This is a genomic window from Amycolatopsis sp. lyj-90, assembly GCF_046549035.1.
Taxonomy (GTDB): Bacteria; Actinomycetota; Actinomycetes; order Mycobacteriales; family Pseudonocardiaceae; genus Amycolatopsis.
In genome coordinates this window covers 132,403-157,421 of record NZ_JAJPWP010000010.1, presented here as the reverse complement: position 1 = coordinate 157,421, position 25,019 = coordinate 132,403, and the positions used below count along the sequence as shown (strand labels likewise).

Annotated in this window: 22 protein-coding genes; 8 read left to right on the top strand and 14 right to left on the bottom strand. The window is 68.9% G+C overall.

What is annotated here, in order from left to right; all coding sequences use genetic code 11:
- Positions 1-48: 48 nt before the first annotated feature.
- The 3 genes from glmM to rplM form a co-directional block, all read right to left on the bottom strand.
- Entirely contained in the window at positions 49-1,383 is a 1,335-nt protein-coding gene (gene glmM / locus ACLJPX_RS33820) for a phosphoglucosamine mutase (RefSeq protein ID WP_410604447.1), read from the bottom strand.
- A gap of 198 nt (positions 1,384-1,581) precedes the next feature.
- On the bottom strand, positions 1,582-2,094 hold the full coding sequence (rpsI, locus tag ACLJPX_RS33815; protein ID WP_409489769.1) for a 30S ribosomal protein S9: 513 nt from the start codon (positions 2,092-2,094) through the stop codon (positions 1,582-1,584).
- A gap of 14 nt (positions 2,095-2,108) precedes the next feature.
- Positions 2,109-2,561: a 50S ribosomal protein L13 gene (rplM, locus tag ACLJPX_RS33810; RefSeq protein ID WP_101612195.1), complete on the bottom strand. Its 453-nt coding sequence runs from the start codon at positions 2,559-2,561 to the stop codon at positions 2,109-2,111.
- A gap of 275 nt (positions 2,562-2,836) precedes the next feature.
- On the opposite strand from rplM, the gene ACLJPX_RS33805 reads away from it, so the two are divergent.
- Both ACLJPX_RS33805 and ACLJPX_RS33800 read left to right on the top strand, forming a co-directional pair.
- On the top strand, positions 2,837-3,727 hold the full coding sequence (locus ACLJPX_RS33805; protein ID WP_410604446.1) for a hypothetical protein: 891 nt from the start codon (positions 2,837-2,839) through the stop codon (positions 3,725-3,727).
- 3 nt (positions 3,728-3,730) lie between these two features.
- Positions 3,731-4,489: a DUF4333 domain-containing protein gene (locus tag ACLJPX_RS33800; RefSeq protein ID WP_410604445.1), complete on the top strand. Its 759-nt coding sequence runs from the start codon at positions 3,731-3,733 to the stop codon at positions 4,487-4,489.
- Between the two features lie 126 nt (positions 4,490-4,615).
- On the opposite strand, the gene ACLJPX_RS33795 is transcribed toward ACLJPX_RS33800, so the two are convergent.
- From ACLJPX_RS33795 to eccCa, 5 genes are all read right to left on the bottom strand, one after another.
- Positions 4,616-4,900 carry a WXG100 family type VII secretion target gene (locus ACLJPX_RS33795; RefSeq protein ID WP_410604444.1) on the bottom strand — a complete coding sequence of 95 codons (285 nt, stop codon included), beginning with the start codon at positions 4,898-4,900 and terminating at the stop codon, positions 4,616-4,618.
- A gap of 55 nt (positions 4,901-4,955) precedes the next feature.
- Complete coding sequence (locus tag ACLJPX_RS33790) at positions 4,956-5,276, bottom strand: WXG100 family type VII secretion target (RefSeq protein ID WP_005166828.1); 321 nt, start codon at positions 5,274-5,276, stop codon at positions 4,956-4,958.
- Between the two features lie 231 nt (positions 5,277-5,507).
- A complete protein-coding gene (locus ACLJPX_RS33785; RefSeq protein WP_101612191.1) occupies positions 5,508-5,870 on the bottom strand; it encodes a hypothetical protein in 363 nt (120 codons plus the stop codon).
- A 12-nt stretch (positions 5,871-5,882) separates the two neighbouring features.
- Positions 5,883-7,823, bottom strand: coding sequence for a type VII secretion-associated protein (locus ACLJPX_RS33780; protein WP_410604443.1), 1,941 nt, complete (start codon positions 7,821-7,823; stop codon positions 5,883-5,885).
- Positions 7,824-7,891: 68 nt separating this feature from the next.
- Entirely contained in the window at positions 7,892-11,899 is a 4,008-nt protein-coding gene (gene eccCa / locus ACLJPX_RS33775) for a type VII secretion protein EccCa (RefSeq protein WP_410604442.1), read from the bottom strand.
- Between the two features lie 493 nt (positions 11,900-12,392).
- Between eccCa and eccD the strand changes: the two genes are divergently transcribed.
- Together eccD and mycP are read left to right on the top strand one after the other, a co-directional pair.
- The gene (gene eccD, locus ACLJPX_RS33770; RefSeq protein WP_410604441.1) at positions 12,393-13,757 is read left to right on the top strand and encodes a type VII secretion integral membrane protein EccD; all 1,365 of its coding nucleotides are present in this window, start codon (positions 12,393-12,395) and stop codon (positions 13,755-13,757) included.
- Positions 13,758-13,780: 23 nt separating this feature from the next.
- Positions 13,781-15,430: a type VII secretion-associated serine protease mycosin gene (mycP, locus tag ACLJPX_RS33765; RefSeq protein ID WP_410604440.1), complete on the top strand. Its 1,650-nt coding sequence runs from the start codon at positions 13,781-13,783 to the stop codon at positions 15,428-15,430.
- 99 nt (positions 15,431-15,529) lie between these two features.
- Here mycP and ACLJPX_RS33760 read toward each other — a convergent pair whose 3' ends face one another.
- The 3 genes from ACLJPX_RS33760 to eccB form a co-directional block, all read right to left on the bottom strand.
- Positions 15,530-16,687: a WXG100 family type VII secretion target gene (locus ACLJPX_RS33760; RefSeq protein ID WP_410604439.1), complete on the bottom strand. Its 1,158-nt coding sequence runs from the start codon at positions 16,685-16,687 to the stop codon at positions 15,530-15,532.
- A gap of 5 nt (positions 16,688-16,692) precedes the next feature.
- A complete protein-coding gene (locus tag ACLJPX_RS33755; protein WP_410604438.1) occupies positions 16,693-17,007 on the bottom strand; it encodes a hypothetical protein in 315 nt (104 codons plus the stop codon).
- 68 nt (positions 17,008-17,075) lie between these two features.
- A complete protein-coding gene (gene eccB, locus ACLJPX_RS33750; RefSeq protein WP_410604437.1) occupies positions 17,076-18,701 on the bottom strand; it encodes a type VII secretion protein EccB in 1,626 nt (541 codons plus the stop codon).
- A 289-nt stretch (positions 18,702-18,990) separates the two neighbouring features.
- Here eccB and ACLJPX_RS33745 point away from each other — a divergent pair, with 289 nt between their 5' ends.
- The 4 genes from ACLJPX_RS33745 (at position 18,991) to ACLJPX_RS33730 (ending at position 22,325) form a co-directional block, all read left to right on the top strand.
- The gene (locus ACLJPX_RS33745) at positions 18,991-19,164 is read left to right on the top strand and encodes a hypothetical protein (RefSeq protein WP_410604436.1); all 174 of its coding nucleotides are present in this window, start codon (positions 18,991-18,993) and stop codon (positions 19,162-19,164) included.
- 59 nt (positions 19,165-19,223) lie between these two features.
- On the top strand, positions 19,224-20,405 hold the full coding sequence (gene eccE, locus ACLJPX_RS33740) for a type VII secretion protein EccE (protein WP_410604610.1): 1,182 nt from the start codon (positions 19,224-19,226) through the stop codon (positions 20,403-20,405).
- Positions 20,402-21,124, top strand: coding sequence for a hypothetical protein (locus ACLJPX_RS33735; protein ID WP_076163018.1), 723 nt, complete (start codon positions 20,402-20,404; stop codon positions 21,122-21,124). The genes eccE and ACLJPX_RS33735 overlap by 4 nt, the downstream gene beginning before the upstream one ends.
- A 241-nt stretch (positions 21,125-21,365) precedes the next feature.
- Complete coding sequence (locus ACLJPX_RS33730) at positions 21,366-22,325, top strand: endonuclease domain-containing protein (protein WP_410604435.1); 960 nt, start codon at positions 21,366-21,368, stop codon at positions 22,323-22,325.
- Here ACLJPX_RS33730 and truA read toward each other — a convergent pair.
- The 3 genes from truA to ACLJPX_RS33715 form a co-directional block, all read right to left on the bottom strand.
- Positions 22,295-23,128, bottom strand: a complete 834-nt coding sequence (gene truA / locus ACLJPX_RS33725) for a tRNA pseudouridine(38-40) synthase TruA (protein WP_410604609.1) — start codon at positions 23,126-23,128, stop codon at positions 22,295-22,297. The genes ACLJPX_RS33730 and truA overlap by 31 nt on opposite strands.
- Before the next feature lie 73 nt (positions 23,129-23,201).
- The gene (rplQ, locus tag ACLJPX_RS33720; protein ID WP_101612181.1) at positions 23,202-23,765 is read right to left on the bottom strand and encodes a 50S ribosomal protein L17; all 564 of its coding nucleotides are present in this window, start codon (positions 23,763-23,765) and stop codon (positions 23,202-23,204) included.
- Between the two features lie 75 nt (positions 23,766-23,840).
- Complete coding sequence (locus ACLJPX_RS33715; protein ID WP_005166811.1) at positions 23,841-24,914, bottom strand: DNA-directed RNA polymerase subunit alpha; 1,074 nt, start codon at positions 24,912-24,914, stop codon at positions 23,841-23,843.
- Between the last annotated feature and the right edge of the window lie 105 nt (positions 24,915-25,019).

Below are 25,019 nucleotides of genomic sequence, written 5' to 3'. Positions count from 1 at the left end.
CCGGCCCGGTAACCCGGGCGCAGCGACTTGGGAAGATCGTGAGTGGGCTTACGAGGCGGAGGAGACGACTCCCGCGAGCCTGTCGGCGGCCGCCTGTGCGGTGTCGTGCGCGGGGGCTTCGACCATGACGCGGACCAGTTGCTCGGTGCCCGACGGGCGCAGCAGGACACGGCCTTCGTCGCCGAGTTCGGCCTCGACGGCGCCGACGGCGTCGCGCACCGCGGCCGAGACGGCGACCGCCGCCTTGTCCGCAACGGGGACGTTCACCAGCACCTGCGGCAGGCGGTTCATGACGGCGGCGAGGTCGGCGAGCGACTTGCCGGTGGACGCCATGCGGCTCATCACCCGCAGCGCGGTGAGGAGACCGTCGCCGGTGGTCGCGAACGCGGGGAGGACGACGTGGCCGGACTGCTCGCCACCGAGGGCGAGCCCGCTCGCGCGGAGCTCCTCGAGGACGTAGCGGTCTCCGACGGCGGTGGTGACCAGGTTGATTTCGTGCGCGCGCATCGCCAGGTGCAGGCCGAGGTTGCTCATCACGGTCGCGACCAGGGTGTTCTTGGTGAGCTCGCCGGTCTCGGCGAGGGCGAGCGCGAGGACGGCCATGATCTGGTCGCCATCGATGAGTTCGCCCGCGGCGTCGACGGCGACGCAGCGATCCGCGTCACCGTCGTGCGCGATCCCGAGGTCGGCGCTGTGCTCGACGACGGCCGCGCGCAACGCGTCCGGGTGATTCGACCCACAGTGCTCGTTGATGTTCACGCCGTCCGGGTCGGCGTGGATCGCGATGACCTCGGCGCCGGCCTTGCGGTAGACCTCGGGGGCGGCGAAGGACGACGCGCCGTTGGCGCAGTCGACGACGACGCGCAGGCCCGCGAGCGGGTGCGGGGTGGCCGAAAGCAGGTGCTGGATGTAGCGCTCACCCGCGTCGGGGACGTCCTTGACGCGGCCGACGCCGATCCCGGTCGGACGGGCGACGGGAGCGGCGAGACCGGCCTCGATCTCGTCCTCGATCCCGTCCGGAAGCTTGTGGCCACCCGCCGCGAAGAGCTTGATGCCGTTGTCGGGCATGGGGTTGTGGGAGGCGGAGATCATCACGCCGAGGTCGGCTTCGAGCGCGCCCACCAGATAGGCGACGGCGGGCGTCGGCAGGACGCCGAGACGGAGGACGTCGGCACCGGCGGAGGTGAGGCCCGCCACTACGGCGGCTTCGAGCATCTCGCCGCTGGCACGCGGGTCACGGCCGACGACCGCGACCGGGCGGTGCGAACGGTCGTGGGCGGCGAGGACGCGCGCGGCGCTGGCGGCGAGCGAGAGCGCCAGCTCCGGGGTCAGCTCCTCGTTGGCGAGGCCACGTACGCCGTCGGTACCGAATAGACGAGCCATCTGTCGACCTCCTTGAAAAACCACCACGACAACCTAGCGAGCCCCGAAAAAGTGCGTTTAGCGGGCTAAACGCGATACGCCTGAGGCGCATGGGACAGGTGGGACCACCGGGAAAACGGGACCGAAAGACCCCGGAAACACGGAAGCGCCCATCCGAGAGACGGATGGGCGCTTCCGCGGGTTGCGCCAGAGGCGCGATCAGCGCTTGCTGTACTGCGGAGCCTTACGGGCCTTCTTGAGGCCGTACTTCTTCCGCTCCGTGGCGCGGGCGTCACGGGTGAGGAAGCCGGCCTTCTTCAGGGCCGGGCGGTCGTCGGCGTCGACCTCGACGAGCGCACGGGCGATCGCGAGACGGAGCGCACCGGCCTGGCCCGAGATCCCGCCACCGTGCAGGTTGGCGAAGATGTCGAACGAGTCGGGCTTGTCGACCGTCACCAGCGGCTCACGGATGAGCTGCTGGTGCACCTTGTTCGGGAAGTACTCTTCGAGCGTGCGGCCGTTGAGCTTGAACTCACCGGTACCGGGGACGACGCGGACCCGGACGACGGCTTCCTTGCGGCGGCCGACGGTCTGGGCGTTGCCACCGGCGGCACGCGACGGGCGCGGGGAGGCCGGGGTCTCGCTGGTCGCGACAGCGTCGCCGACTGCGGGGGTCTCCGTGGTCGCGACGGCCTCAACGGCCTCGGTCGCGGTCTCCTCGGTGCTGGTCACAGACTGTTCCTCACTCACTGCGCGACCTGCGCGATCTTGGTGATCTCGCGCGCCTGCGGCTGCTGCGCGGCGTGCGGGTGCTCAGGGCCGGCGTAGACCTTGAGCTTCTTACCCTGGGCGCGGCCGAGCTTGTTCTTCGGGAGCATGCCCTTGACGACCTTCTCGAGCAGGTGCTCGGGCTTGGTGTCGAGCAGCTCGCCGAAGGAACGCTTACGCAGACCGCCGGGGTAACCGCTGTGCCGGTAGGCGAACTTCTGCTCGCGCTTGTTTCCGGTGAGCGCGACCTTCTCGGCGTTGACGATGATGACGAAGTCACCGGTGTCCACGTGCGGGGCGAAGGTCGGCTTGTGCTTGCCGCGCAGCAGCGTGGCGACCTCGGTCGCGAGCCGGCCGAGCACGACATCCTCGGCGTCGATCACGTGCCAGGCACGAGTGACGTCGCCGGGCTTGGGGCTGTACGTGGGCAAGGGTCTACCTCGTCGTCAACATTGCGTGTGGGTTCTGTGCGGGCCTAGCGCTTACGCGCCGCAGCGCACAACGACATATGAAGATACCCCCACGCCCGACCCTACTGCGAAGCGGGGGTCGGTCCGGGGTCCCATACTAGGACCGGCGCCCGGCGGGCGCCCCGCAACTGTACCTCGCCGGTGTGGCGGAACCGCCCACGGCATCGTCCTTCGCGGGAGAGGATGAGACGATCCGGACGCGCACCGCGCGCGGGGACTCGATCAGGGGAACGGCGATGAACAAACGGCCAACGACCATCTTGTGCGTGCTGGGCGCCGTGCTGGCGCTCACCACCGCCTGCGGCCAGGCGCGTGCGGGCACTGCCGTGCCGAAGGGCGACGACGCGGCGACCTACGTCGGGACGAAGTTCGAAGCGGCGATGAACAAGCTGCAGGACACCATCGGCGACCAGCGCGACGTCATCAGCGAATCGGGCGCCTACTTCCGCTTCGACGAGAAGTACATCCGCAGCACGATCTCTTCGGCCCGCACCGGTTCCCCGGAAGGCCGGGTCAGCCGCCAGCGCTCGCAGAAGAACCCGGACGACAGCATCGACTGGTACACCCCGGGCGACGGTGCCGTCGAGTACGTCTACCTCGGGCCCGTCTACAAGAGCCTCGCCCCGACGCCGTGGGTTTCGATGCCGAAGTCCGAGGCCGGGCTCGCCATCCCCTGCGCGTGGGTCGGGATCATCCACGCCTGCAAGATGGCCGACACGATCGCCGTGGCCTACAACGCGGACAAGAAGATCGTGAAGGGCGCCAAAAGCCTTCCGGAGAAACGGATCGAGCTGACCGCCGACGTCCCGTTCGGCAAGTTCCTCGAGCGGCGGGTGGAGATCCTGCCGACGTCGATCAGTGACGCGATCACGGACGAGATGAAGAAGGCCCCGGTTCGGACCACCGTCTCCCTCAAGCCGGACGGGACGCTGGACCAGATCGTGATGGACGCCAAGATCGAGGGCGGTGGGCACAAGATCGAGCTGCGCTACGACTTCCGCTTCACCGGCAAGGCGTCCGCACAGGACCTGCCGAAGCTGCCGGACGCCTCGCAGATCACCGTGCTGCCGGACAAGGCGGCCAAGGACGATTTCAACCGCCGGTTCAACGAGCTGAAAGGCGTCTGAGGCATGACCGAACAACAGCCGCAGCAGCCACAACAGCCGCAGCAGCCGCAGCAGTGGTGGCAGCCACCGGCGAATCCGGGGAACCAGCAGCAGGGCTGGCAGCAGGAGGGGCAGGCCACCGGACCGCATGCCGGGCAGTGGCAGCAGAACGACGCGGGCGCGGCGGCCACCGGCTCCTACACGGGGCAGTGGCAGCAGGCTCCCCAGCCCGGTGTCACCGGCTCGTTTTCCGGGCCCTGGCAGCAAACCGGCGCCCCGGCTCCGGGCCAGGCGTGGCAACCGCAACAGCACCCGCAGCAGCCGATGCCGCAGCAGCAGGATTGGCAGGCGCCGCACCAGGTTCCGGGCACTCCCCCGCAGGGGCAGTACGGCGGCGGGTTCCAGCCCGCGCAGTCGTCCCAGTACGGCGGACTCGGCGCTTTCGGTGCGGAGCCGGAAAAGAAGCCGAAGGTTTCGAAGAAGACGTTGCTGATCGGCGGGATCGCCGCGGTTGTCCTGCTCGGGGGTGGCGTCGGGGCCTGGCTGCTCGGCGCGTTCGCGGGTGACAGTCTCGATCAGAAGTCGGTCCAGGACGGTGTCGTCCGGGTGCTCAACGAGCACTACGGGGAACCGGACGTGAAGAACGCGGAATGTCCTTCCGGGCAACCGGTGGTGAACGGCACCACTTTCGATTGCTCGATCGACCTTTCGGGACAGCGGAAGAAGGTCACCGTCCGGGTGCTGAACACCACCCCGGAATTCGAGATCGGCGCCCCGCACTGACCGCCACTCGATACGACAAAGCCGCGACGGGAACGCCCGTCGCGGCTTTTTTCTTTCACCCAAACGAAACGGCGGGCTCGGCATCCGAAGATGCCTGCCCGCCGTTGCTCGTTCGGAGCGTGAGACTCAGAACAGGCCGGTGACGCCCTGCTCCGTGCTCTGGTAACCGTCGGCCAGCTGCGGCAGCACGCCGGCGACCTGCGCGAGGAGCTGCTTGAGCTCGTCGAACTTGTTGTCCCACTCCTGCTGAGCGGCCAGGTACGCGGTCTGCGCGTCACCCTGCCAGGTGTTGACCAGCGGGGCGAGGTCGCTCTTCAGCTGACCGAAGAGGGACTCCAGTTCGCCGCCGGTGCTCGAGCAGTCGTCCGCCGCCGCGTGGATCGTGGCGTAATCGACCTTCATCTCGGCCATGATTTCCTCCAGTGGTTAAGAAAGACTTGGGTTTGGAAAAGGGTGGAACAGAAGATCAGCCGAGGACGCCGAAGCCCTTGTTGACCGAGTTGATGAGTTCCTGCTGCTGCTGCTCGGAAGCGTTGTACTTCGAGCCCGCCTGCTCCAGCAGTTCACCGATGTTCTGGAGAGCCTGGTTCAGCCCCCGGCCCGCTTCGTCGAAGCGCTTCATCACGTTGTTGAACGCAAGAGCCGCGTCACCGGTCCACCCCGCGCGGGTGGCCTCGATGTTGTCGCGAAGCTTGCTCAGGTTCTGGTCCATCGAGACGCGAACCTCGGTCACCCGCTTCTCGGACTGGGTGAACTGTTCGACGCTTCCTTGAAAACCAGCAGCCATGGGAGCTACCCCCTTCGTTCGTGGTTATCCGCACTTGGTGTGTTCGTTTCGTACGGACCTACGACGGAGACCCTGCCACGTCTGGTTCCCCCTTGTCGCTGTTTGGTTTCAAGTAGTTGCTTGCGTGAACGCTCCCCATGGGAACCGGGCCCCGATGAGCCGTCCACACCTTGCGAATCGTCCGCGGAAATGGGCTTTCACCACGGGATTTCGCAAACGCACAGCGATCGATCATTCCACCCGGCGCATGATTCGCGACTGCGAAAAGTCCTCGTCGTCGTCACCCACACGTGGCCGTCTGGCCGCGGGTTCTGGCCGAAAGGGAACCAAGTCTGCCGCCGAGGGCAAAGCGGGAACCGGAAGACCGGCGCCCGCGCGGAACCGTTTCGCGGCGTTCCGGACGACAGCGGGGGTCGGCGCGGTCTCGCCGCCCGCGAGCCGTCCCTTGCCGAATTGCTTCGCCAGTTCGGCGTTCTCACCCCGGCGGCGTTCGAACCGCGCTTTGGCGGTGCGGGCGACCTGCCGGGCATAGGTGACCGCGTCGCGCCCTGTGCGCGCGAAATGCTCCGCGGCGGTCTCGGGTTCGGGTGGCATGTGCCTCCCCCTTCAGTTGACGACCACCATCGTTTTGACGACCTGCTCGCAGGCCGCGCTCACCCGCGGTTCGAGCGGTGAGCCGGTGCCGTACTGGCAACCGATGTGGACGCGGATCTTTCCCTGAGCGACGACGTACCAGTCGACGCGTGCCTTCGGCTTGGTCTCGCGGTAGTAGATGACGGTCTTGCCGGCGTAGTTCGCGGAACCGTTGAAGCCACTGTACTTCTCGGGCTCTCGCCCGGCCTCGGCGCTGAGATCGTCGACGAGTTTCTGTCTGTCGGCCGTCGCGTCGTAGTTCATCACGTACTCCTGGGCGACCACGAGGTCGTCCCCGGCGAGGGAGTCGTTCGGATGGATCACCACCTGGCGCTTGGCGACGCGGTCGTCGGTCTGCGTCCAGTCCATCGGCGCGATGAAGCGGTAGTCGTACTGGGCGAGGGGCCGTCCTTCCGGCTCGGCTTCCCCGCTGTTGATCGCGAAGAGGACGCCACCGACGACAGCCGCCACGGCCACGACCGCCGCCGCGATGATCCAGGGCGTCTTCTTGCTCTTTCCGCCGCGCTCGGCGGGCTTGGTCTCGCGGGAGGGCTCAGCGGGCCGCCACGGCGGCGGTGTCGCGATCCCCTGCTGTCCCATCGGAGGCGACGGTGGCCCCTGCCGCGTCGCGTTTAGCGGGCTAAACGCGCTCTGTGGGGGCGGGCCGGGCTGGTGGGGGCCGGGCGGGAACTGGGGGCGACGGTCGGAGGGGGCCGGGGTGGGGGCGCCGCCGACGCGGGAGACCGCGGAGCCCGCCAGCGATCCCGTCCGGTCCGGGTCGATCAGCACCGCGCGCAGGGCGCCGCGGGCGACCACGGTCTCCGGCTGGTCCAGGGTCGTGGGCACGACGCCGGTCCGCTCGTGCACGAGCCGCGACACCATCGGGATCCGGCTCGACCCGCCCACGAGGAAGATCGCCGTCAGCTGCTTCGGCCGCAGCCCGGAATCGCCGATCGCGGCCACGGTCAGCTCGACCGCGCGCCCGAGCGGGCCCGCGATGAGCCGCTCGAGGTCTTCCCGGGTCACGTGGGCGTCGGCGAAGGGCGGCGGCATCGGCACGTCGGTGTACGCGTGCCGCGACAACGTCTCCTTCGCGCCGCGCACGTCCTGCCGCAGGACGCGGCGACGGCGCCTGTCGGTGAGCTCGCGGCCCTCGACCAGCTTCCGCCATTCCGGCGGATCGACGGACGACACCAGCGAACCCACGTGTTCCAGGAGCGCCTGATCGACGTCCGCGCCCCCGAAGCTCGGGTCTCCCCGGGTGGCCAGGACCTGGAACCCGGCGCGTTTAGCGGGCAAACTGCGATCCGCCGGGCTCCCGGGCATGCGCTGGACCACGGAGACGTCGACGGTGCCGCCGCCGAGGTCGAGCACCGCGAGGGCGTCCCCCGGCCTGCCGCTGAACTCGACGGTGCGCTCGGAGTTGAGATCGGCCGGCGCGAACGTCGCCGCGTGATAGACCGCCGCGGCGACCGGCTCCGGCACGAGGGCGACCTGACGCGCGAGCCCGCCCGCCGCCTGCCGGAGCAGACGGGTCCGTGTCGCGCCCCAATCGGCCGGGTGGGTCAGGACGAGCAGCTCGACCTCGGCGTCACCGGCGAGCCGGCGCGCCTCCGTCACCGCGCGTTTCAGCACGGCGTGGACGACGTCGGTGACGCGGAGGACGTTGTCGCCCAGCAGCAGGTCGCCTTCGTCGATCCGGCGCTTCGGGTTCGGCTCGTAGCGCGACGGATCCACCGCCGCCTGCCGTTCCGCCTCCTGGCCGACGAACAGCGTCCCGTCCGGCGCGGCGTAGACCGCCGACGACATCAGGGGCTGCCCGTCCACCACGACGACCTGCGGTTCGCGGCCGTTGATCGAAGCGACTACGCAGGTGCTCGATGTCCCGAAGTCCACCGCTACCCGCACAGTCACTAGCCACTCCCGCAGATCGTCGTCGTCACCCCAAGCCCGGCCCGTACCTCACCTGGTTCCGCGGGAGGTCAGTCCGGCTGGATCCACGAGACCTGCATGAGCTGCTTGCCGTGCTTCCGGGTCACGAGGTTTCCCCGGCCCGGCGGCATCTGGCTCGGCTTCACGTTGGAGACGAGGTTGCCCTCGTCCCGCGAGCCGTTCATGACCATACCGGGCGCCGCGATCTCCCTGAGCTTGCCGAGGATCGGGTCGAACATCGCCCGGCTCGCGCCACCACTGCGGCGCACCACGATGATGTGCAGACCGACGTCCTTCGCCTGCGCGAGGAACTCGGCGAGCGGCTTCAGCGGGTTGCTCGTCTGCGTGGCGACCAGGTCGTAGTCGTCGACGATGACGAACAGCTCCGGACCGGTCCACCAGGAGCGGGTCTTCAGCTGTTCCTGCGTCACGTCCGGACCGGGGAGCCGCCGGGTCATCGACCCGTGGACGTCCTTGACCATGCTGTCCAGCTGCGCGGCGGACACCGCGTAACCGAGCAGCTGGTCTCCGCCGACGAAGCCGAGCATCGTGCGCCGGTAGTCGACGAGGATGATTACCGCTTCCTGCGTCGTGTACCGCTCGGTGATGCCCCGGGTGATCTGGCGCAGCAGGTTCGTCTTGCCCGACTCGCCGTCCGCGAACGCGTAGAAGTGCGAATCGGCGGCGAAGTCGAGGTAGATCGGCTGGAGGTCTTCCTCGTTGACGCCGATCGGCACCAGCTTCGTGTTGCGCTTGGTGTCGATGCTGAGGACCTCGTCGTAGGTGACCATCTCGGGCAGCAGGCGGACCTGCGGCGCCGGGCGGCCCCGCCACGCGGCCTTGATCTTCGCCACCGCGTCGGCGACACCGGCGGCGACGTCGTCCGGGTTGCTCGATCCGTCGATCCGGGGAAGACCGGTCAGCAGGTGCAGCTTGTCCCTGGTCAGACCGCGGCCGGGACGGCCGGACGGGACGTTCACCGCGACCCGGCGGTCGATGTCCGACTCGCTCGGGTCACCGAGGCGCAGCTCGAACCGGGTGCCGATCATGTCCTTGATCGCCGGGCGGATGTCCGCCCACCGGTTCGCCGCGATGATGACGTGCACGCCGTAGGAAAGACCCTGGGTGGCGAGCTTCGTGATCGAGGTTTCCAGCTCGTCGAAGTCGTCCCGCAGCGCTTTCCAGTTGTCGACGATCAGGAAGGCGTCACCGAATGCGTCTTCCTCGGGCTTGATCTCGCCCCGCCGCTTGCGGTTGCGGAACTCGTTCATGGAGTCGACGCCCATCGCACCGAACCGGCCTTCCCGCTCGGTGAGCAGGGTGGTCAGCTCGGCCACGATCCGGCGGGCCTTGTCCGGCTCGCGCCGGGCGACGGCGACCCCACCGACGTGCGGCAGGCCCTGGAGACCGGCCAACGTACCGCCACCGAGGTCGAGCGCGTAGAACTGCGCTTCCTCGGGAGTGTGGGTCAGCGCCATCGACATGATCAGCGTCCGGAGCATCGTCGACTTGCCCGACTGCGGGCCGCCGACGATCACGCCGTGTCCGGCGGCACCGGAGAAGTCGGCCCAGAGCAGGTCACGACGCTGCTCGTACGGACGGTCGACGATGCCCATCGGCACCTGCAGCCGTCCGTTGCCGAAGAACCCGACCGGGGACAGACCGCGGTCGTCGGTGGGGTTCAGGTTCGGCAGCAGGGTGTCGAGCGAGTTCGGTTCCTTCAGCGGCGGCAGCCACACCTCGTGCGCCGGCGGGCCCTGGCCGATCAGCCGGGACACGATCACGTCGAGCTCACTGGGCTCGACGGCCTCCTCGGGCTTGGCCTGCTCGACCGGCGCGGCCTCGATCTGCTGCGGCTCCGGTTCCTTCGGCAGTTCGACGAAGTCCGGGACGAACAGCTGCGGGCGCTTGTCCGCGCGCACCACGGTCGCGACCGGGCCCGCCGCCTTGATACCGGCGGGCCGGTACAGGCCCGAGACGTACGAAGCCTTGAAGCGGACCAGCGTCGAGGTGTCGTACTTGAGGTAACCGCCACCGGGCACGGACGGCAGCTCGAACGCGTCGGGCACGCCGATCGCGGCACGGGATTCCGCGGCGGAGAAGGTCTTCAGGCCGATGCGGTAGGAAAGGTGCGAGTCGAGACCGCGCAGCTTGCCCTCTTCCAGCCGCTGCGACGCGAGGAGCATGTGCATCTGCAGCGACCGGCCCAGCCGTCCGATGGCGACGAACAGGTCGATGAAGTCCGGCTTCGCGGCCAGCAGCTCGGAGAACTCGTCACAGACGATGAAGAGCGCGGGCAGCGGGTCGAGGTCGGCGCCGTTCTCGCGGGCTTTCTCGTACTCCCAGACGTTCTTGAAGTTACCGCCGTTCTTCAGCGCCTCCTGGCGCCTGTTCATCTCACCGGCGAGCGCGTCCTTCATACGGTCGACCAGCGTGACTTCGTCCGCGAGGTTGGTGATGACCGCGGAGACGTGCGGCGCGGCGTCCAGACCCATGAACGTCGCACCACCCTTGAAGTCGACGAGGACGAAGTTCAGCGTGCTCGACGAGTGCGTGGCGAGCATGCCCAGCACCAGGGTGCGGAGGAACTCGGACTTACCGGAACCGGTCGCCCCGATGCACAGGCCGTGCGGGCCCATGCCCTCCATCGCGGCTTCCTTGATGTCCAGCTCGACCGGCTGGCCGTATTCGCCGACGCCGAACGGGACGCGATAGCGGTCTCGCACCGGGCGCGGGCGCCAGGCCTGCTGGACGTCGAAGGTCATCGGGTCGCCGGGGATGCCCAGCAGTTCGAGCAGGCCGGGGTTGGACAGCAGCGGCTCTTCCTCGGCGGCGTCCTGCGCGGCGGTGCCGACGCGGTACGGGGCGAGAAGCCGTGCCAGCGCTTCGGATTCGACCACGCTGAGGGTGTCCGGACGGCCGAACCACTCGACGCCGCCGGCGCTGCGCGCGCCGAGGCGGTCTTCCTCGACGACCAGCCGCAGGCCACGACGGGCCGCGAGGTTGCCGATGGAGTCGGAAAGGTCGATCAGGGTGACGCCGACCAGACCCTCTTCGAGGATGATCTGCTCCTCGCGGGTGACCTCGGCGTCGTCGACGATGATGACGACGTGCGGCTGGTCCGGGGCGGGCGTCGCGTTGCGGGAGAACCGCTGGCGGTCACGGAGTTCTTCGTCGAGCCACTGCTCGATCTGCGCGAGCGAGCCCGCCATCATCCGCAGCTGGCCGATGCCGTCGGCGAGCGCCGGGTGCTGGGCGTGCGGCAGCCACTTCGCCCACTCCCACTCCTCCTTGGCGCGGCCCGCCGTCGCGACCGCGATGAGGACGTCGTCCGGGCTGTGGAAGGTGACCAGCTGGGCCAGCATCGCCCGGGTGAGACCGCGCGTGAGGCCGCGGTCGCCCTGCATGCTGACCGCGGCGAACCCGCGGAGGGTGATCTGGGTCGGCAGGTCCGGGACGATCGAGTGCGCGCGGACGAACCGGCGCAGCGCCAGCGTGGCGATCGGCTCGAGTTCGTCGACGGGGCCGGTCTGCGGCGGCACGAGCCGCGTCGCGAGCCGGTGCGAACTGCGGCCGACGCGGAGGTGGAGGAAGTCCTGGTCGTTCTGGCGGCGTTCCCACATGCGGCGGCTCGCGGCCAGCGACCACAGCGTCTGCGGGTCGGGGTGGACCCACTCGAGCGCGGCGCGCTGGTCGACCATGGCCTCGCGGGCCCTGTCACGCATCTGACCGAGGTAGCGCAGGTAGTCCTTGCGGTCCTCGTCCATCTCGGCCTTTTTGGCGCCGCCGCCCTTGCCCGCGCCGCCGGCCATCATGCCGACGGTGCTGAGCACCATCATCCCGCCCATCATCATCATCATGGGATTGCGTCCACCCGTGGTGAACATGAAGACCATCATCCCGAGGGACGCGACGATCATCACCGCGGGAAGCAGCTTCATGACGATGTTGCCCGGGATGGTGCGCGGCACCTCAGGCGGCGGTTCGAGATGCACCTCGCCACCCGGCGGCCGCGGTGCCGCCAGGCGCGGTGACTTCTTGAACTGCAGCGTGCTCATCGAAGGACCCCTCTTCAAACTCGACGATGGCGGCCACCGTTGGTGCGCGTACTGGTGCGCGAGACAACCTATCGAACGTGGCCGGTGAAATCCGGACAACGCCGAGAACGACCCCGACCGGGGACCGTACGCATGTCGGGAGTGTAGGGCTCCGGACCGACAGTCCCCAACGAACCCGCAGGCCTCCGGCCAGGGCGCGGCGACTTTAGCGGGCAAAGTGCGATCCGGCGCCCGTCGACTTTCGCGGGCTAAGTGCGATCCGGTGGCCGTGAGACCTCCGGGATACTTAGGGCCGCTAAGCGTCGCAGTTTGCCCGCTAAAGTCGACGCGCCGGCCGCTGGCGAGAGGACCGAGGAGGGCGCCTGCCTACTTTTGCCGGTCTTTTTCCGACAGTCGATGATGTGGGCACCCGGGTTCGGTATAGGTTCCCCGGGGACCAGACTTTCAGGGCAGGGGGAAGGCAGTGGCAACGGGCACGACGGTATTCAGCAGGGTGACGGTGGTCGCGCCACGCACCCGGATCGACGTGGCTTTGCCGGCTGACGTCGCGGTGGCGGACCTGCTGCCCATGCTGTTGGAGATGGCGAAGGAGGCGACGCCCGACGGCGGCGCCCGCCACGGCGGCTGGGCGCTGGCGAAGCTGGGCGACGCGCCGCTCGATCCGAGCCGGACCCTCGCGTCCCTCGGCGTCGTCGACGGCGAACTCCTGCAGCTGCGCAAACGCAACGAGAACCCGCCGCCTCCGCTGTACGACGACGTCGTCGACGCGATCGCCGAGTCCTCCCCGGACAGCTTCCGTCCGTGGACCAAGGAGACGGCGCGCCGCTTCGGGCACATCGCGGGCGGCCTGGCGCTGTTCTTCGCGGCCCTCGCGCTCTTCACCAGCGGGTCGTTCTACGGCGGCAACGCCCTCGCCGCCGCGATCGCGGGCGGCGTCGGCGCGATCGCGTGCGTCGCCGTCGGCGCGACACTGGCCAAGGCATACAAGGCCGAGGCGACCGGCGTGCTGATCGCCGCGGCAGGCGGTCTTCCGCTGGCCTTCGTCAGCGGGTTCTACATCGTGCCGGGGCTGTCCCTGTGGGCGAACCTGCTGCTCGCGAGCACCCTCGTGATCATCGTGGCGGCCGTCTGCATCCTCGTCATCGGGCACGGGATCACCACCTTCATCGCGGCCGCGACGACGGCGACGATCTCGGCGCTGACGTTCCTGGCCGCGACGCTCATCGACACCCCGATCGCCGGTGTCGCCGCCGGCGCGGTCGCGTTCTCGCTGGCCTGCATCTCGATCCTGCCGCGCGCGACGATCAAGCTCGCGGCCCTCCCGACGCCGCACGTTCCCGGCAGTGCCGAAGAACTCAAGGAAGACTCGGGCTTCCCGGACTACCGAGCCATCGAGCGCCGTACCGCGGTCGCCCACGAGTACATGACCGGTCTGCTGACCGGCTGCGGCGCGGCCACGGCGCTGTTCGCGATCATCGCCTCGACGTCTCCGTCGGTCTTCGGCCCGATCCTCGGCGTGATCGCCACGCTGGTCCTGCTCCTCCGGGCGCGGGCGTACGCGAACGGCGCGCAGGCCATCGCGCTGCTGACCACCGGAATGGTGTCCGGCGCGGGCATCCTGCTCGGCTGGATGTGGTCGGCGAGCCCGCTGAACCGCGTCCTGTTCGTGTTCGGCGCGCTGCTGCTGATCGGCGCCGGCGCGCTCGTGGTCGGCGTGATCTTCCCGAACCAGCGCTTCTCGCCGCCGTTGCGGCGGACCGTGGAGATCTTCGAGGCCGTCTTCATCGCGACGGTGCTCCCGCTGGCGCTCGGCGTCATGGATCTCTACACGACGCTGCGCCACCTCAACTTCAAGTGACGACCCGATCGGATGATGCTCTGATGGCTGTAGCGCGGAAGTCCAGGGGGACGCGCGTCCGCCACCTCGGCTTCGCCGGACGTACCGGAACGGTGCTGCTGGCGGCCGGTATCGGTGTTCTTTCACCGGCGTCGGTGGCGCTTCCCGCGTGGGCGCAGCAAAGCAGCGTCGCGCCGGACGCCGGCGGCTACTACTCGACCCCGCCTCCGGTGGACAAGTCCAAGAAACCCGCGGATGAAGGCAAGCCGGACAAGAACTACGAGCAGAAGACGCAGTGCGTGCAGCGCAGCAAGCTCGGCGGCGACCAGGTCGACATCAAGAACCGCCCCTGGGGCCAGGAGTACCTGCAGATCGAAAAGGTGCACCAGCTGATGCGCGGCGCCACCCAGTCGGTCGGCGGGGGCATCAAGGTCGCCGTGATCGACACCGGCGTCACCGCGCACCCGTACTTCAACGGCCGTGTCGAATCGGGGGGCGACTACGTCGCGACTCCCAACGGCGGCAAGGCCCCGGGACTCGAAGACTGCGACGGCCACGGCACCGAGGTGGCGGGGATCATCGCGGCGAACCCACCCGACGCGAGCATCGGGTTCCGGGGGGTCGCGCCGGATGCCACGATCCTGTCGATCCGTCAGTCCAGCCAGAACTACGAGGAAGCGGAGAAGAAGGCCGAGCCGCCGCCCGCGTCGAGCTCCGGTCCGCCCGCTTCGTCGAACAATCCGGGTTCACAGCTTCCGCCGTCCTCGCAGGGGAACGGCGCTGTCGGCGGCGCGGCGGACGGGACGGCGCCCGGTCAGGACAAGGGCGGCCGTCAGCAGGAGCAGGGCAAGACCGCGGGAACGTTGAAGACCCTCGCGCAGGCCGTGGTCCGGTCCGTCGACAAGGGCGCCCAGGTGATCAACATGTCGGTCGACAACTGTCGCCGGGCGGACGGGAGCATCACCCTCGGCGAGCAGCAGCTTCAGGCGGCGGTGAACTACGCCGTGGAGCGCGACGTGGTCGTCGTCGCGGCGGCGGGCAACGTCGGCGACAAATGCCCGCAGAACGATCAGCCGGACCCCAAGTCCCCCAGGATGATCGTCACTCCGCCTTGGTTCGCCGACGACGTCCTCTCGGTCGCGGCGATCGACGACACCGGCGGTGTCGCGGATTTCAGCGTCAACGGGCCGTGGGTCAGCGTCGCCGCGCCCGGCACCAAGATCATTTCGCTGGACCCGGCGGAAGGGTCGAGCAGCCTGGCCAACCTGACCATCGAGGGCAACGGGGAACCCGGTGCCATCCAGGGGACCAGCTTCGCCGCGCCGTACGTCGCCGGTGTGGCCGCACTCGTGCGCGCGAAGTTCAGAGGTCTGAGCGCGCGTGAGGTGATGAACCGGATCAAGGCGACGGCGCAGCACCCGGCGGCGCCGGGCGGGCGTGACAACTTCGTCGGCTTCGGGGTCATCGACCCGATCGCGGCGCTGACGGCGATCGTGCCGTCGGAGGCGGACAAGGCCAAGCCGGTTCAGCTGCCCACGGATCTGCCGCCCCCGAACGACCGCGACTCCGCCCCGATGATCGTCGCCCTCGCCGGAACCGGCGGAGGCCTGGTGGCGCTGCTCGTCACGCTGTTCGTGGTGCACTCGGTCCGCCGCAACCGGCCGGCCACCTCACCCGGCCGCAAAACCCCGTAGGACTTGCGTTTCGCGGGCTAATCGCGATCTGTCCGGGACTCGCTTCCGAGCCGCCCAGATCGCGATTAGCCCGCGAAAGTCGCGCTGCCCTTGGGGCACTTACTTGGCGGGCTTGGGCTTCTGTGCGGGTTTCGCGGGGGTGTCGTCTTCGCCGATCACGGGCGGGACGACCTGGCCCGGCTCGCCGACCACGTCGGACGGCTTCGACGCCGGCCGCGTCTTCGACTGGTGAGCCGTCTGGCCGCCCCCGCCTCCGCCCATCCCCATCATGGGCGCCATCCCCATCGGCATCATGGCCGAGCTCGCCCCCGTGGCCTGCCCCTGAACCGGAGCGGCCTGCACGGGTGCGACCTCGGGGACCAGCGCCTGCCCTTGCTCGATCAGCGGTTCCTGCGACCCGGTCTTGCGGCCGTCGCCGGGATCGGCTGCGGACGGCGACGTCGACTGCTCGTCGGACGCGGCACCGGAATCCGCTTCGACTGCTGCGGTCTTTCCCTGCTGCGCCGGCGCATCCGCCGCAGCGGACTCGTCGTGGAGCTTGAACTCGTCCTGCGGGAACCGGTGAGCGATCTCGATGCTCCGCGAAGCGGCGTCAGGGTCGTCGACACCATCGCAAAGCCGCACGAAGCCCTCGAGGACGTTGCGAGCGGCTTCGAAAAGCGCTTTGGCCGACTCCTGCGCTTCCTCCAGCTGAGTCCGCGCCCGCCGGACGCCGCCGACCGGCAGCATCGCGGTCTCGGAAGTCAGCTCAGCTGTATCGACCAGGACCTCGACGAGATCGGTCAGGATACGACGGACCGAAAGCACCAGCTCGTCGAGCGAGCCCGCCAGCGTGGTGAGGGCGTCTTCGACGTCATTGCCCGCGACGTTGATGTCCGCGATGTACGCGACGAACGCATCAGCGTCCTTGCCGGACCACCCGGCGTCGAGGCGGCCGAGGTCCTGCGAAAGTTCCTTCGAAACCGTGCCCGCGGTCGCCGCGGCTTTCCGGAGCCTGTCCGCCTCGTCCTTCAAGTCCTCCCAGCGCCCCGCCAGCGGGGTCAGGTAGGCCTCGACCGGATCGATCAGCCCCAGATGGCCGGACAGCTCCGAAACGAAGTCGAGATGGGGCTTTGCCGCCTCGACCAGGTCTTCTCCGCCCGCGCCGGTCGCGTTTAGCGGGCTAAACGCGACCGGGGCCGCCTCGGGAGCGGCAGGACGGGCGGCCGCCATCGGGTGCGGGATGGAATCCGTCGGGTTCTCCGACTCGGCGATCATGCGGTTCAGAGCTCCACGGCGCGTTTGATGATCTGGGCGGCCTCATCGTCGTGCCCGGCGTGCCGCGCGGTCACCGTGTGCAAGGCCTCCGACGCCGACCGTAGCGCGGCCGCGCCTTCCACCAGCTGACGCCGGATGGCCTCGGCCGCACGTCCGTAAGACGCACCGAGGCCCAGTTCCTCCCCCAGCGCGCCGTGGGACTCGACGGTGACGCCGTCCCCGGTCACGTCGGCGGCCGCCAGCTCGAGCTCTCCGGCGGCCGCGTCCACCCGCTTCGCGTAATCACCGACGACGACGCCGTCGATCTTCAGGCCGGCCACTGCACCCTCCACTCACCCGATACTGCTTGGGCGTTGAGACGCTCGCGCCGTCCTAAGGGTTCCCGCGATCAGTTACCCGCCGGAGCCTGCTGCGACTGCGGCGTGACCGAACCGGCCCGGTCGTCGATCGGCACGGTGTCGAACGCGCGAAGCACGTCCTGCGTGTTCAGTGAAGCACCGGTCGGCAGGATCCGGACGATCGACTCGGGTGCGGGCACCCGCTTGTTGAGCCCGATCGAGTCGGCCGTGACCGCGTCGGGGACGCCGTACCGGATTCCGCGATCGGAGATCAGCTGGATCGGTCCCTTGTCGAAGGTCTCCTTGCCCGTCGCCGACTGGACGACGGCCGCGTAACCGGGCTCCATGAAGAAGCTGTTGATCGGCGCGCCGACCGGACCGGGGGTGCCGATCTTGACACCGGGCGCCGAACCGTCGGCGTTCCTGCCCTTCGGCAGCTTGTCGTCGACGAACACCGCGGTGTGCCCGTCCCTGCTGGCGCCTTCACCGGTGATGGACCAGCTCAGGCAGGAAACCCGCGAACCCTGGGTCACGTTGAGCACCGTCGGCACGGCCTGCGGGTAGGCGTCGAGCTCGACGAAGCCCTGCTGTCCCGCGGTCACCCGCGTGATGTTGCGGATCTTGCCCTGCGCCACGGACATCACCGAGGTGCTGCCGTCGTTCTTTCCGGTCTGGACGATGTCGGCGACCGCCGGGGAAACGGGCTGGATCCCTTCCCGCAGGATGAGGTGGAAGTCCTTTCGCCCCTCTGCTTGCTCGGTGGAGAAGACGTCACCGACCCGCAATCCTTCGATCTGGAAGTTGGGGTTCTCCCCCTTGCCCGTAACCTCCGGCAGCTTCAGCTCCGGCACCTCGGGAATCGCGTCCAGCAAACCCTGCGAAATCCCGCGAGGCTGGTCGGGCAGCTTCAACGCGGAAAGGACCGCGCTCGCGTCAGGCTTGATCTCGGCCTTGACGGCGTTCGCGTTCGGGAGGTTGGGGTTCGCCGCCAGCCGGTAGATCAGATAGGTCCTGCCGTTGGCCCCCTTGGCCAGCAGGGCCTCGTTCTGACCGAGCTCACGGTTTCCGAGTTGCTTCACACCGGCGTAGACGGTCGTTTCCGTCTTCGTCAGATCGGGCTTCGGCACCGACTGGTCGTAGATGACCTCGTCGCACACGCCCCAGTCCGCGCTGACGCGCTGGCCTTCCGTCGGCATCAGCTGCGGGCCGTTGGGAATGCCCATGAGCTGGCCGCGGGGAATGTTCTTCAGCTGTTCGTCCGAAACGACTGTGGGGTTCTTCACTTCGGAAGCCTGAGTGGGCCCGGAAGGCTTGGTTCCCGCCTGCTGCGCGCCCTGTTTCGACTGCGCGATGATCAGCAGCCGCGCGGAGGCGAGGTTGAAGGTCGGGATCAGTTTCTTCGGGTTCCCGGCCACGACGTAGACCGTCCCGGACTGTTCGCCGATGACGATGTTGCCCGCTTCCGGAACGGAGGGCTTCGGGCTCAGCAGTCCCCAGATCACGAAGACCAGGACGCCCAGCGCGGCCAGCACGACACCCACGATGGTGGCGCGCGTGTGCGTGCGCATCGGGTCGTGGAGCATGACTGCGTCGCGACGGACCAGCGCGGATTGCATCCGGCGCAGAACGAACTGATAAGCCTGAACTTGAGACTTAGTAGTCGGTGTTGATGGCATTCTCGACCTACAGTCCTCCCCGTCGCGGTACGGTTCCGCAGGATAGCCGTACGGGGACCGTCTGGTGTGGGGTTTCTACCAACTCCAGCTAGTGTCAAGTTCCTCGGGACCGGCTTTCCGGGTACGCAGCACGCACGAGGGGAAGAGAAAGCGCGGATGTCCGTCACCACTCCTCCACGTCCGCCCGGCCCTCCGGGGTCGCAACCTCCGGGCCGTCCTCCGGGACCGCCGCCAAGGCCAGGCAGACCAGGTGGTCCGGGTGGCCCGGCCGGAGGCCCGGGAGGCCCCGGTGTTCCTCGTGGCCCTGGCGGACCGCAGGGTCCTGGTGGACCCGGTGGCCCGGGAGGGCCTGGGGGTCCCGGTGGACCTGGTGGCCCGGGAGGCCCCGGTGGGCCAGGCGGCCCTGGCGGTCCTCCGTCCGGTGGCCCCGGCCCGCAGTCAGGTCCTCCTCCCGCTCCGGTGACCCGGATCGCGGCGCCCTCGCGGCGCCGGACCGGTGGGATCAACCTCGGTCCGCTGCCCGTGGCGAATCTGGTCGTGCTCGAACTCGGGCTCGCGATCGGCCTCGTCCTGCTCGCGATCGAAATAAAGCTGAAGTACGTCGCGATCGGCGTGCTCGGGGTCGCGATCATCATCGCTTTCCTGCGCTGGGGCGGCCGCTGGTTCACCCAATGGGCTGGACTCACCCTGCGGTACATGCTCCGTTCGCACGATCGGGTGGCGAACCCGCTTCCGCCGAGCAGCATCGAGACGCTCGCCGCCGAAGAGGACGCCGTCACCGGCCCCGACGACGCCCGGGTGAATCTGCTGCGCCTCGCCGTTCCCGACCTCGTCGTCGCGCACGGTGTGGACCACGAACGCCAGCAGGTCGGTCTCGCGTGGAACGACGGGACGTGGACCGCGGTCCTGCTCGTCGAACCCGCGCCCGCGCTGATCACCCAGGCAGGCGGTGCGCCGAGCCTGCCGCTGTCCGCGCTCGCGCCGTGCCTCGAAGACCGCGGTGTGGTCCTCGACTCGATCCAGATGATCTGGCATTGCTACCCGGGTAGCGCGGCGCTTCCGTCGGACTCGCCGGCGCTCAGCTCCTACATGGAGGTGCTCGGCCCGCTTCCCGCGGCGGCGCGGCGCACGACGTGGGTCGCCATCCGGCTCGACCCGCGCCGGTGCCCGGCCGCCATCCGCGAACGCGGCGGCGGCGTCGTCGGTGCGCATCGCGCGCTGATCGGCGCGCTGTCCCGGGTGCGCAACGCGTTGGAGTCGCAGGGTGTGCCGACCCGGCCGCTCGATCCGGACGAGCTGCTGCGCTCCAGCATTTCGGCCGCGGAACTGACCGCGGTCGCCGGTTCGCCCGCGAAGGTCGGTCTGCAGGAACGCTGGACCGGCGTCACCGCGGCGGGCATCGGGCACGCGAGCTACGCGATCACCAGCTGGCCGAAGGGCAAGATCAGCGGCAGCCTGAACGCGCTGACCAGTGTCCGCGCGCTGTCGGCGACCGTGGCGATGTCGATCTCGCCGTCCGCGGACGAAGGCAAGATCGGCCTGCGGGGCATCGTGCGCCTGAGCGCGCGGAACCCGCGTGAACTGGACGCGGCCGACCAGCGGCTGCAGGGCGTCTCGGACCGGCTGGGGGTGGCGCTGACTCCGTTGCGCGGCCTGCAGATCTCCGGGTTCTCCGCGACTTTGCCGATCGGAGGCACGGCATGAGCACCCGTATGCGTGACGCCGGGCAGAACGCCGGTATCGCCCCGGAATTCACCGTCGACCCGGCGATGCTCGACGCGATCAGCCCGTCCGGCGACCGGGGCGGGATCGTCCTCGGCTCCGGGCTCAAGGGTGAGCCGCTGACGATCTCCGCGCTGCGCTCGACGCCGACCCGGATCGTGCTCGTCGGCGGCCTGTACCTGGCCCGCCAGGTGGCGCTGCGGGCGATGGCGGTCGGGGCGTGGGTCGTCGTGGCGACCGGTCGTCCGGCCGCGTGGCAGGTTCTCCCGCAGGCGGCGGGAAATCAGCCCAACGGCAGGCCTTCGCCACTGGTGCAGATCCGGCGGCTGTCGCCGGTGGATCTCCCGCGCCCGTCCGAGGACGCGCCGCTGCTGGTGGTGACCGACGGCGGCCCGACGCCGCAGGATCTGTTCCCGCCGCGGTCTCCGTGGCAGACGACGGTCTACGTGCTGCCGTACCTGCACCCGCAGGCCGGGGCGACCGCGAACGCGGCCGATCTGGTGCTGATGCAGCGGCTCCCGCCGGGTCAGGCCGAACTGGCCGCGCGGATCTGGCGGCTCCCGCCGCAGATGATGAAGCAGCTCACGACGTTGAAGGACGACCAGGTCGTCGCGCTGGGCCGCAACCTTTGGCGTCCCCTTCGCCTGGTCACCACCGCGAAAGAACAGCAACTCCTGGGCCCGGTCCGGCGAGGCGACTAACCCAGACGCAGCGACTTTCGCGGGCTAATCGTGACGCGGGGGCATTTGTCCACATCGGACAGTGCCCCCGCTTTGCGTTCCGGCCGCGTCACGATTAGCCCGCGAAAGTCGACCTGTGGCGCGAGATTGGCTGTCAAGGGGCAATCGCGCTGGCTGTGGATAAGCGGGGGCTTGTGGATAAACAGCCCTCGTAGACCGGTGATGGGCATGTGTTGTCGGTCTTGCAGATCATCGTGTTCGCATGACCAAGCCATTCGATTCATCTCATCTCCCCGAAATCTTCCGCGGCTCCGAGGCGCGCAAAGCGGGGCTCATCACGGCGAGCCGGCTGCGCGGTCCCAGCGTCCGGAGGCTGTTTCAGGACGTCTACACGCGCACAGACGTCGAGGTCACGCACGAACTGCGTTGCCGGGGCGCCGCGTTGCTGGCGCCTCCGGAAGCCGTGCTGACCGGACGATCGGCCGCGACCGTTCATGGTGTCGCGCTCGCCAATCCCGGCGATCCGGTCGAGATGGTGGTACCCGAAAAGCACCGCTTCGGCCCGATAGACGGCATCAAGATTCGGCGTACCGAGGTCAAACCCGAGGAATCGAAGCCGTGGAACGGTATTCGTATCGCGCGCAGGAGCCGGATCGCACTGGATCTGCTGCTCCGGCTTTCCCCGCGCAAATCCGGGTGGGTCCGACGGCTCCGCATCGGCGTCCCGGATCTGGACCAGTTCATGAGGGCCACGAAGCTGACCGATCTGCATCTCAACGGGGAGTTCTACGGTCGCCGCAATCGGGGAATCCGCTTGGCCAGACATGCTTTGCGGCTGTCCGACCCTCGTGCGGAGTCACCCCCGGAATCGGAGGTCCGCATCGTGCTGGCCGCCGCAGGCATCACGGCGACGCCTCAACTCGAGGTCTTCTCCCGAACCGGTCATTTCATCGCTCGCCTCGACCTCGGGGACGAGAAGTTCCAAGTCGCCATCGAGTACGACGGCCGATGGCACAACACACCGAAACAACAGGCGTACGACCGCAAACGCCGAAGACGGGCAGAAGCCGAAGGGTGGCGCTTCGTCATCGTCACCGCAGAGGACCTCGCGAACGACCTCAGAGACGTCGTCGAGGCCGTCTGGCGCGCCCGACGCGGCGCGTTTAGCCCGCTAACTGTGCCGCGGCCGGGTCAGGAGGAAGTGCGCATGGCGCGCGTTTGATCGGCACGGGAGGCGAGTTCGCTGTCCGGCGGGTAGTCGACGGCCATCAGCGTCAGACCGTGTGCGGGAGCGACCGCGCTGTCGCGCGTGCGGCTCTCCAAGACATCGCCGGGCCAATCCAGCGGACGACGGCCGTCGCCGACCAGGAGCAGTGCCCCGACCAGGCTGCGCACCATCGAATGGCAGAACGCGTCGGCGGAGACGTCGACCTCGACCGCGTGCGGTCCGGTCCGGCGCCAGACAAGCCGCTGCAGCTCTCGAATAGTCGTCCCGCCTTCGCGCTGCTTACAGAAAGCCGCGAAGTCCTGGAGCCCCATCAGAGACGCCGAAGCCTCGTTCATCGCGTCGACCGAGAGCGGCCGTCCCCAAGCGAGCGTGTCGTGACGCCGCAAGGGATCCACGCCCCAAGGCGCATCCGAGACGCGGTAGAGATAGTGCCGCCGCACGGCGGAAAACCGTGCGTCGAACCCGGGCGCGGCAACCCGGGCACCCAGCACCCGCACGTCACCCGGCAGGTACCGGTTCCAGCGGTGCCGCATCCGCCCCAGGTCAGGAATGCCCTGGTCGTCCAGTTCCAGGCGACCGGATCGCGTTTTGCCCGCTAAAGGCGACACGTCGACGTGGACCACCTGGCCGGCCGCGTGCACACCGGCATCGGTGCGGCCGGCGACGACGACGGACTTCGGGACCGAGGCCCCTGGAGGCTGTTTCGCGAGTGCCTCTTCGAGGACTCCCTGGACCGTGCGCCGACCGGGCTGCCTGGCCCAGCCGGAGAAGTCGGTGCCGTCGTAGGAAACATCCAGACGCAGACGAACGAGCCCGCCCTCCGCAGTGGGAGTGGCGGGCTCGTCCGGGGTGTTCAGTGCTGTCAGGACGTCAGTCCTTCTTGCTGTCCGCGTCCGCGGCGGGGGCCTCAGCGGCCTCGTCGGCGGCGGGAGCCTCGGTGGCCTCCGGAGCCTCGGTGGCGGCCTTGTCGGCAGCCTCAGGGGCGTCGGTGGTCTCCTCGGCGGCCGGGGCGGCAGCCTTCGGCTCGTCCTTGGCGAACTTCGTCTTGCGCGCGGCCTCGGCCTCGGCGGTGACGGTCTTCTCGGCCACCAGCTCGATGACCGCCATGGGGGCGTTGTCGCCCTTGCGCGCCATCGTCTTGGTGATCCGGGTGTAGCCACCCGGACGCTCCGCGAAGAACGGGCCGATCTCGGCGATCAGCTTGTGCACGACATCCTTGTCGCGCACGATGCGCTGGATCTGACGACGGTTGTGCAGGTCGCCCCGCTTCGCCTTCGTGATCAGCTTCTCGGCCAGCGGGCGCACCCGCCGGGCCTTCGCCTCGGTCGTCGTGATCTTGCCGTGCTCGAACAGCTGGGTGGCCAGGTTGGCCAGGATCAGCCGTTCGTGCGCGGGCGACCCGCCGAGACGGGGTCCCTTTGTGGGGGTGGGCATCGGTTCTCCTCGTTCAGCTCACAGCTGGAGGCCGGGGCTCCCCCACCCCTACCGGTGAGGGAGCCGAAGCTGGCCTTACAGCTGCTCCGTCTCTGCGTAGTCCTGGCCATCGTCGTGGCCGTTGTCCGAAATTCCGTCCGTGATGCTGTCGACGCCCTCGGACCAGCCTTCACCGTCGTAGCTGGCCGCGGCCGCGGTCGGGTCGAACCCGGGCGGGCTGTCCTTCAGCGCGAGGCCGAGACCGACGAGCTTGAGCTTGACCTCGTCGATCGACTTCGCACCGAAGTTGCGGATGTCCAGCAGGTCGGCCTCGCTGCGCGAGACCAGTTCGCCGACGGTGTGGATACCCTCGCGCTTGAGGCAGTTGTACGACCGGACGGTGAGGTCCAGGTCCTCGATCGGCATCGCGTAGGCGGCGATGGTGTCCGCCTCCTGCGGCGACGGGCCGATCTCGATGCCTTCGGCGTCGACGTTCAGCTCGCGCGCGAGACCGAACAGTTCCACCAGCGTCTTACCGGCCGACGCGACAGCGTCCCGCGGCGTGATCGACGGCTTCGTCTCCACGTCCAGGATCAGCTTGTCGAAGTCGGTGCGCTGCTCGACACGGGTGGCCTCGACCTTGTAGGTCACCTTCAGCACCGGGGAGTAGATGGAGTCGACCGGGATCCGGCCGATCTCCGCGCCCGCCTGCTTGTTCTGCAGGGCCGGAACGTAACCGCGGCCGCGCTCGACGACGAGCTCGATCTCGAGCTTGCCCTTGCCGTTCAGCGACGCGATGTGCAGATCCGGGTTGTGCACGGTGACACCGGCCGGGGGCACGATGTCGGCAGCGGTGACCTCACCGGGGCCCTGCTTGCGCAGGTACATGGTGACCGGCTCGTCCTCTTCCGAGGAGACCACGAGCTCCTTGAGGTTCAGGATGATGTCGGTGACGTCTTCCTTCACCCCGGGAACGGTGGTGAACTCGTGCAGCACGCCGTCGATGCGGATGCTCGTCACGGCCGCGCCCGGAATGGACGACAGCAGCGTACGACGCAGCGAGTTGCCGAGCGTGTAGCCGAAGCCGGGCTCCAGCGGTTCGATGGTGAACCGGGAGCGGGTCTCGTTGACCGTCTCTTCGCCGAGAGCCGGTCGCTGGGAAATCAGCATCTTTCCTATTTCCTTTCCAAACGGCGCCCGCCATATGACACCGAAAGGGATGGCGACGCGGCGGCGCATTCCGAGCGCCGCCGCGCGAACCCATACCGGGCCGGA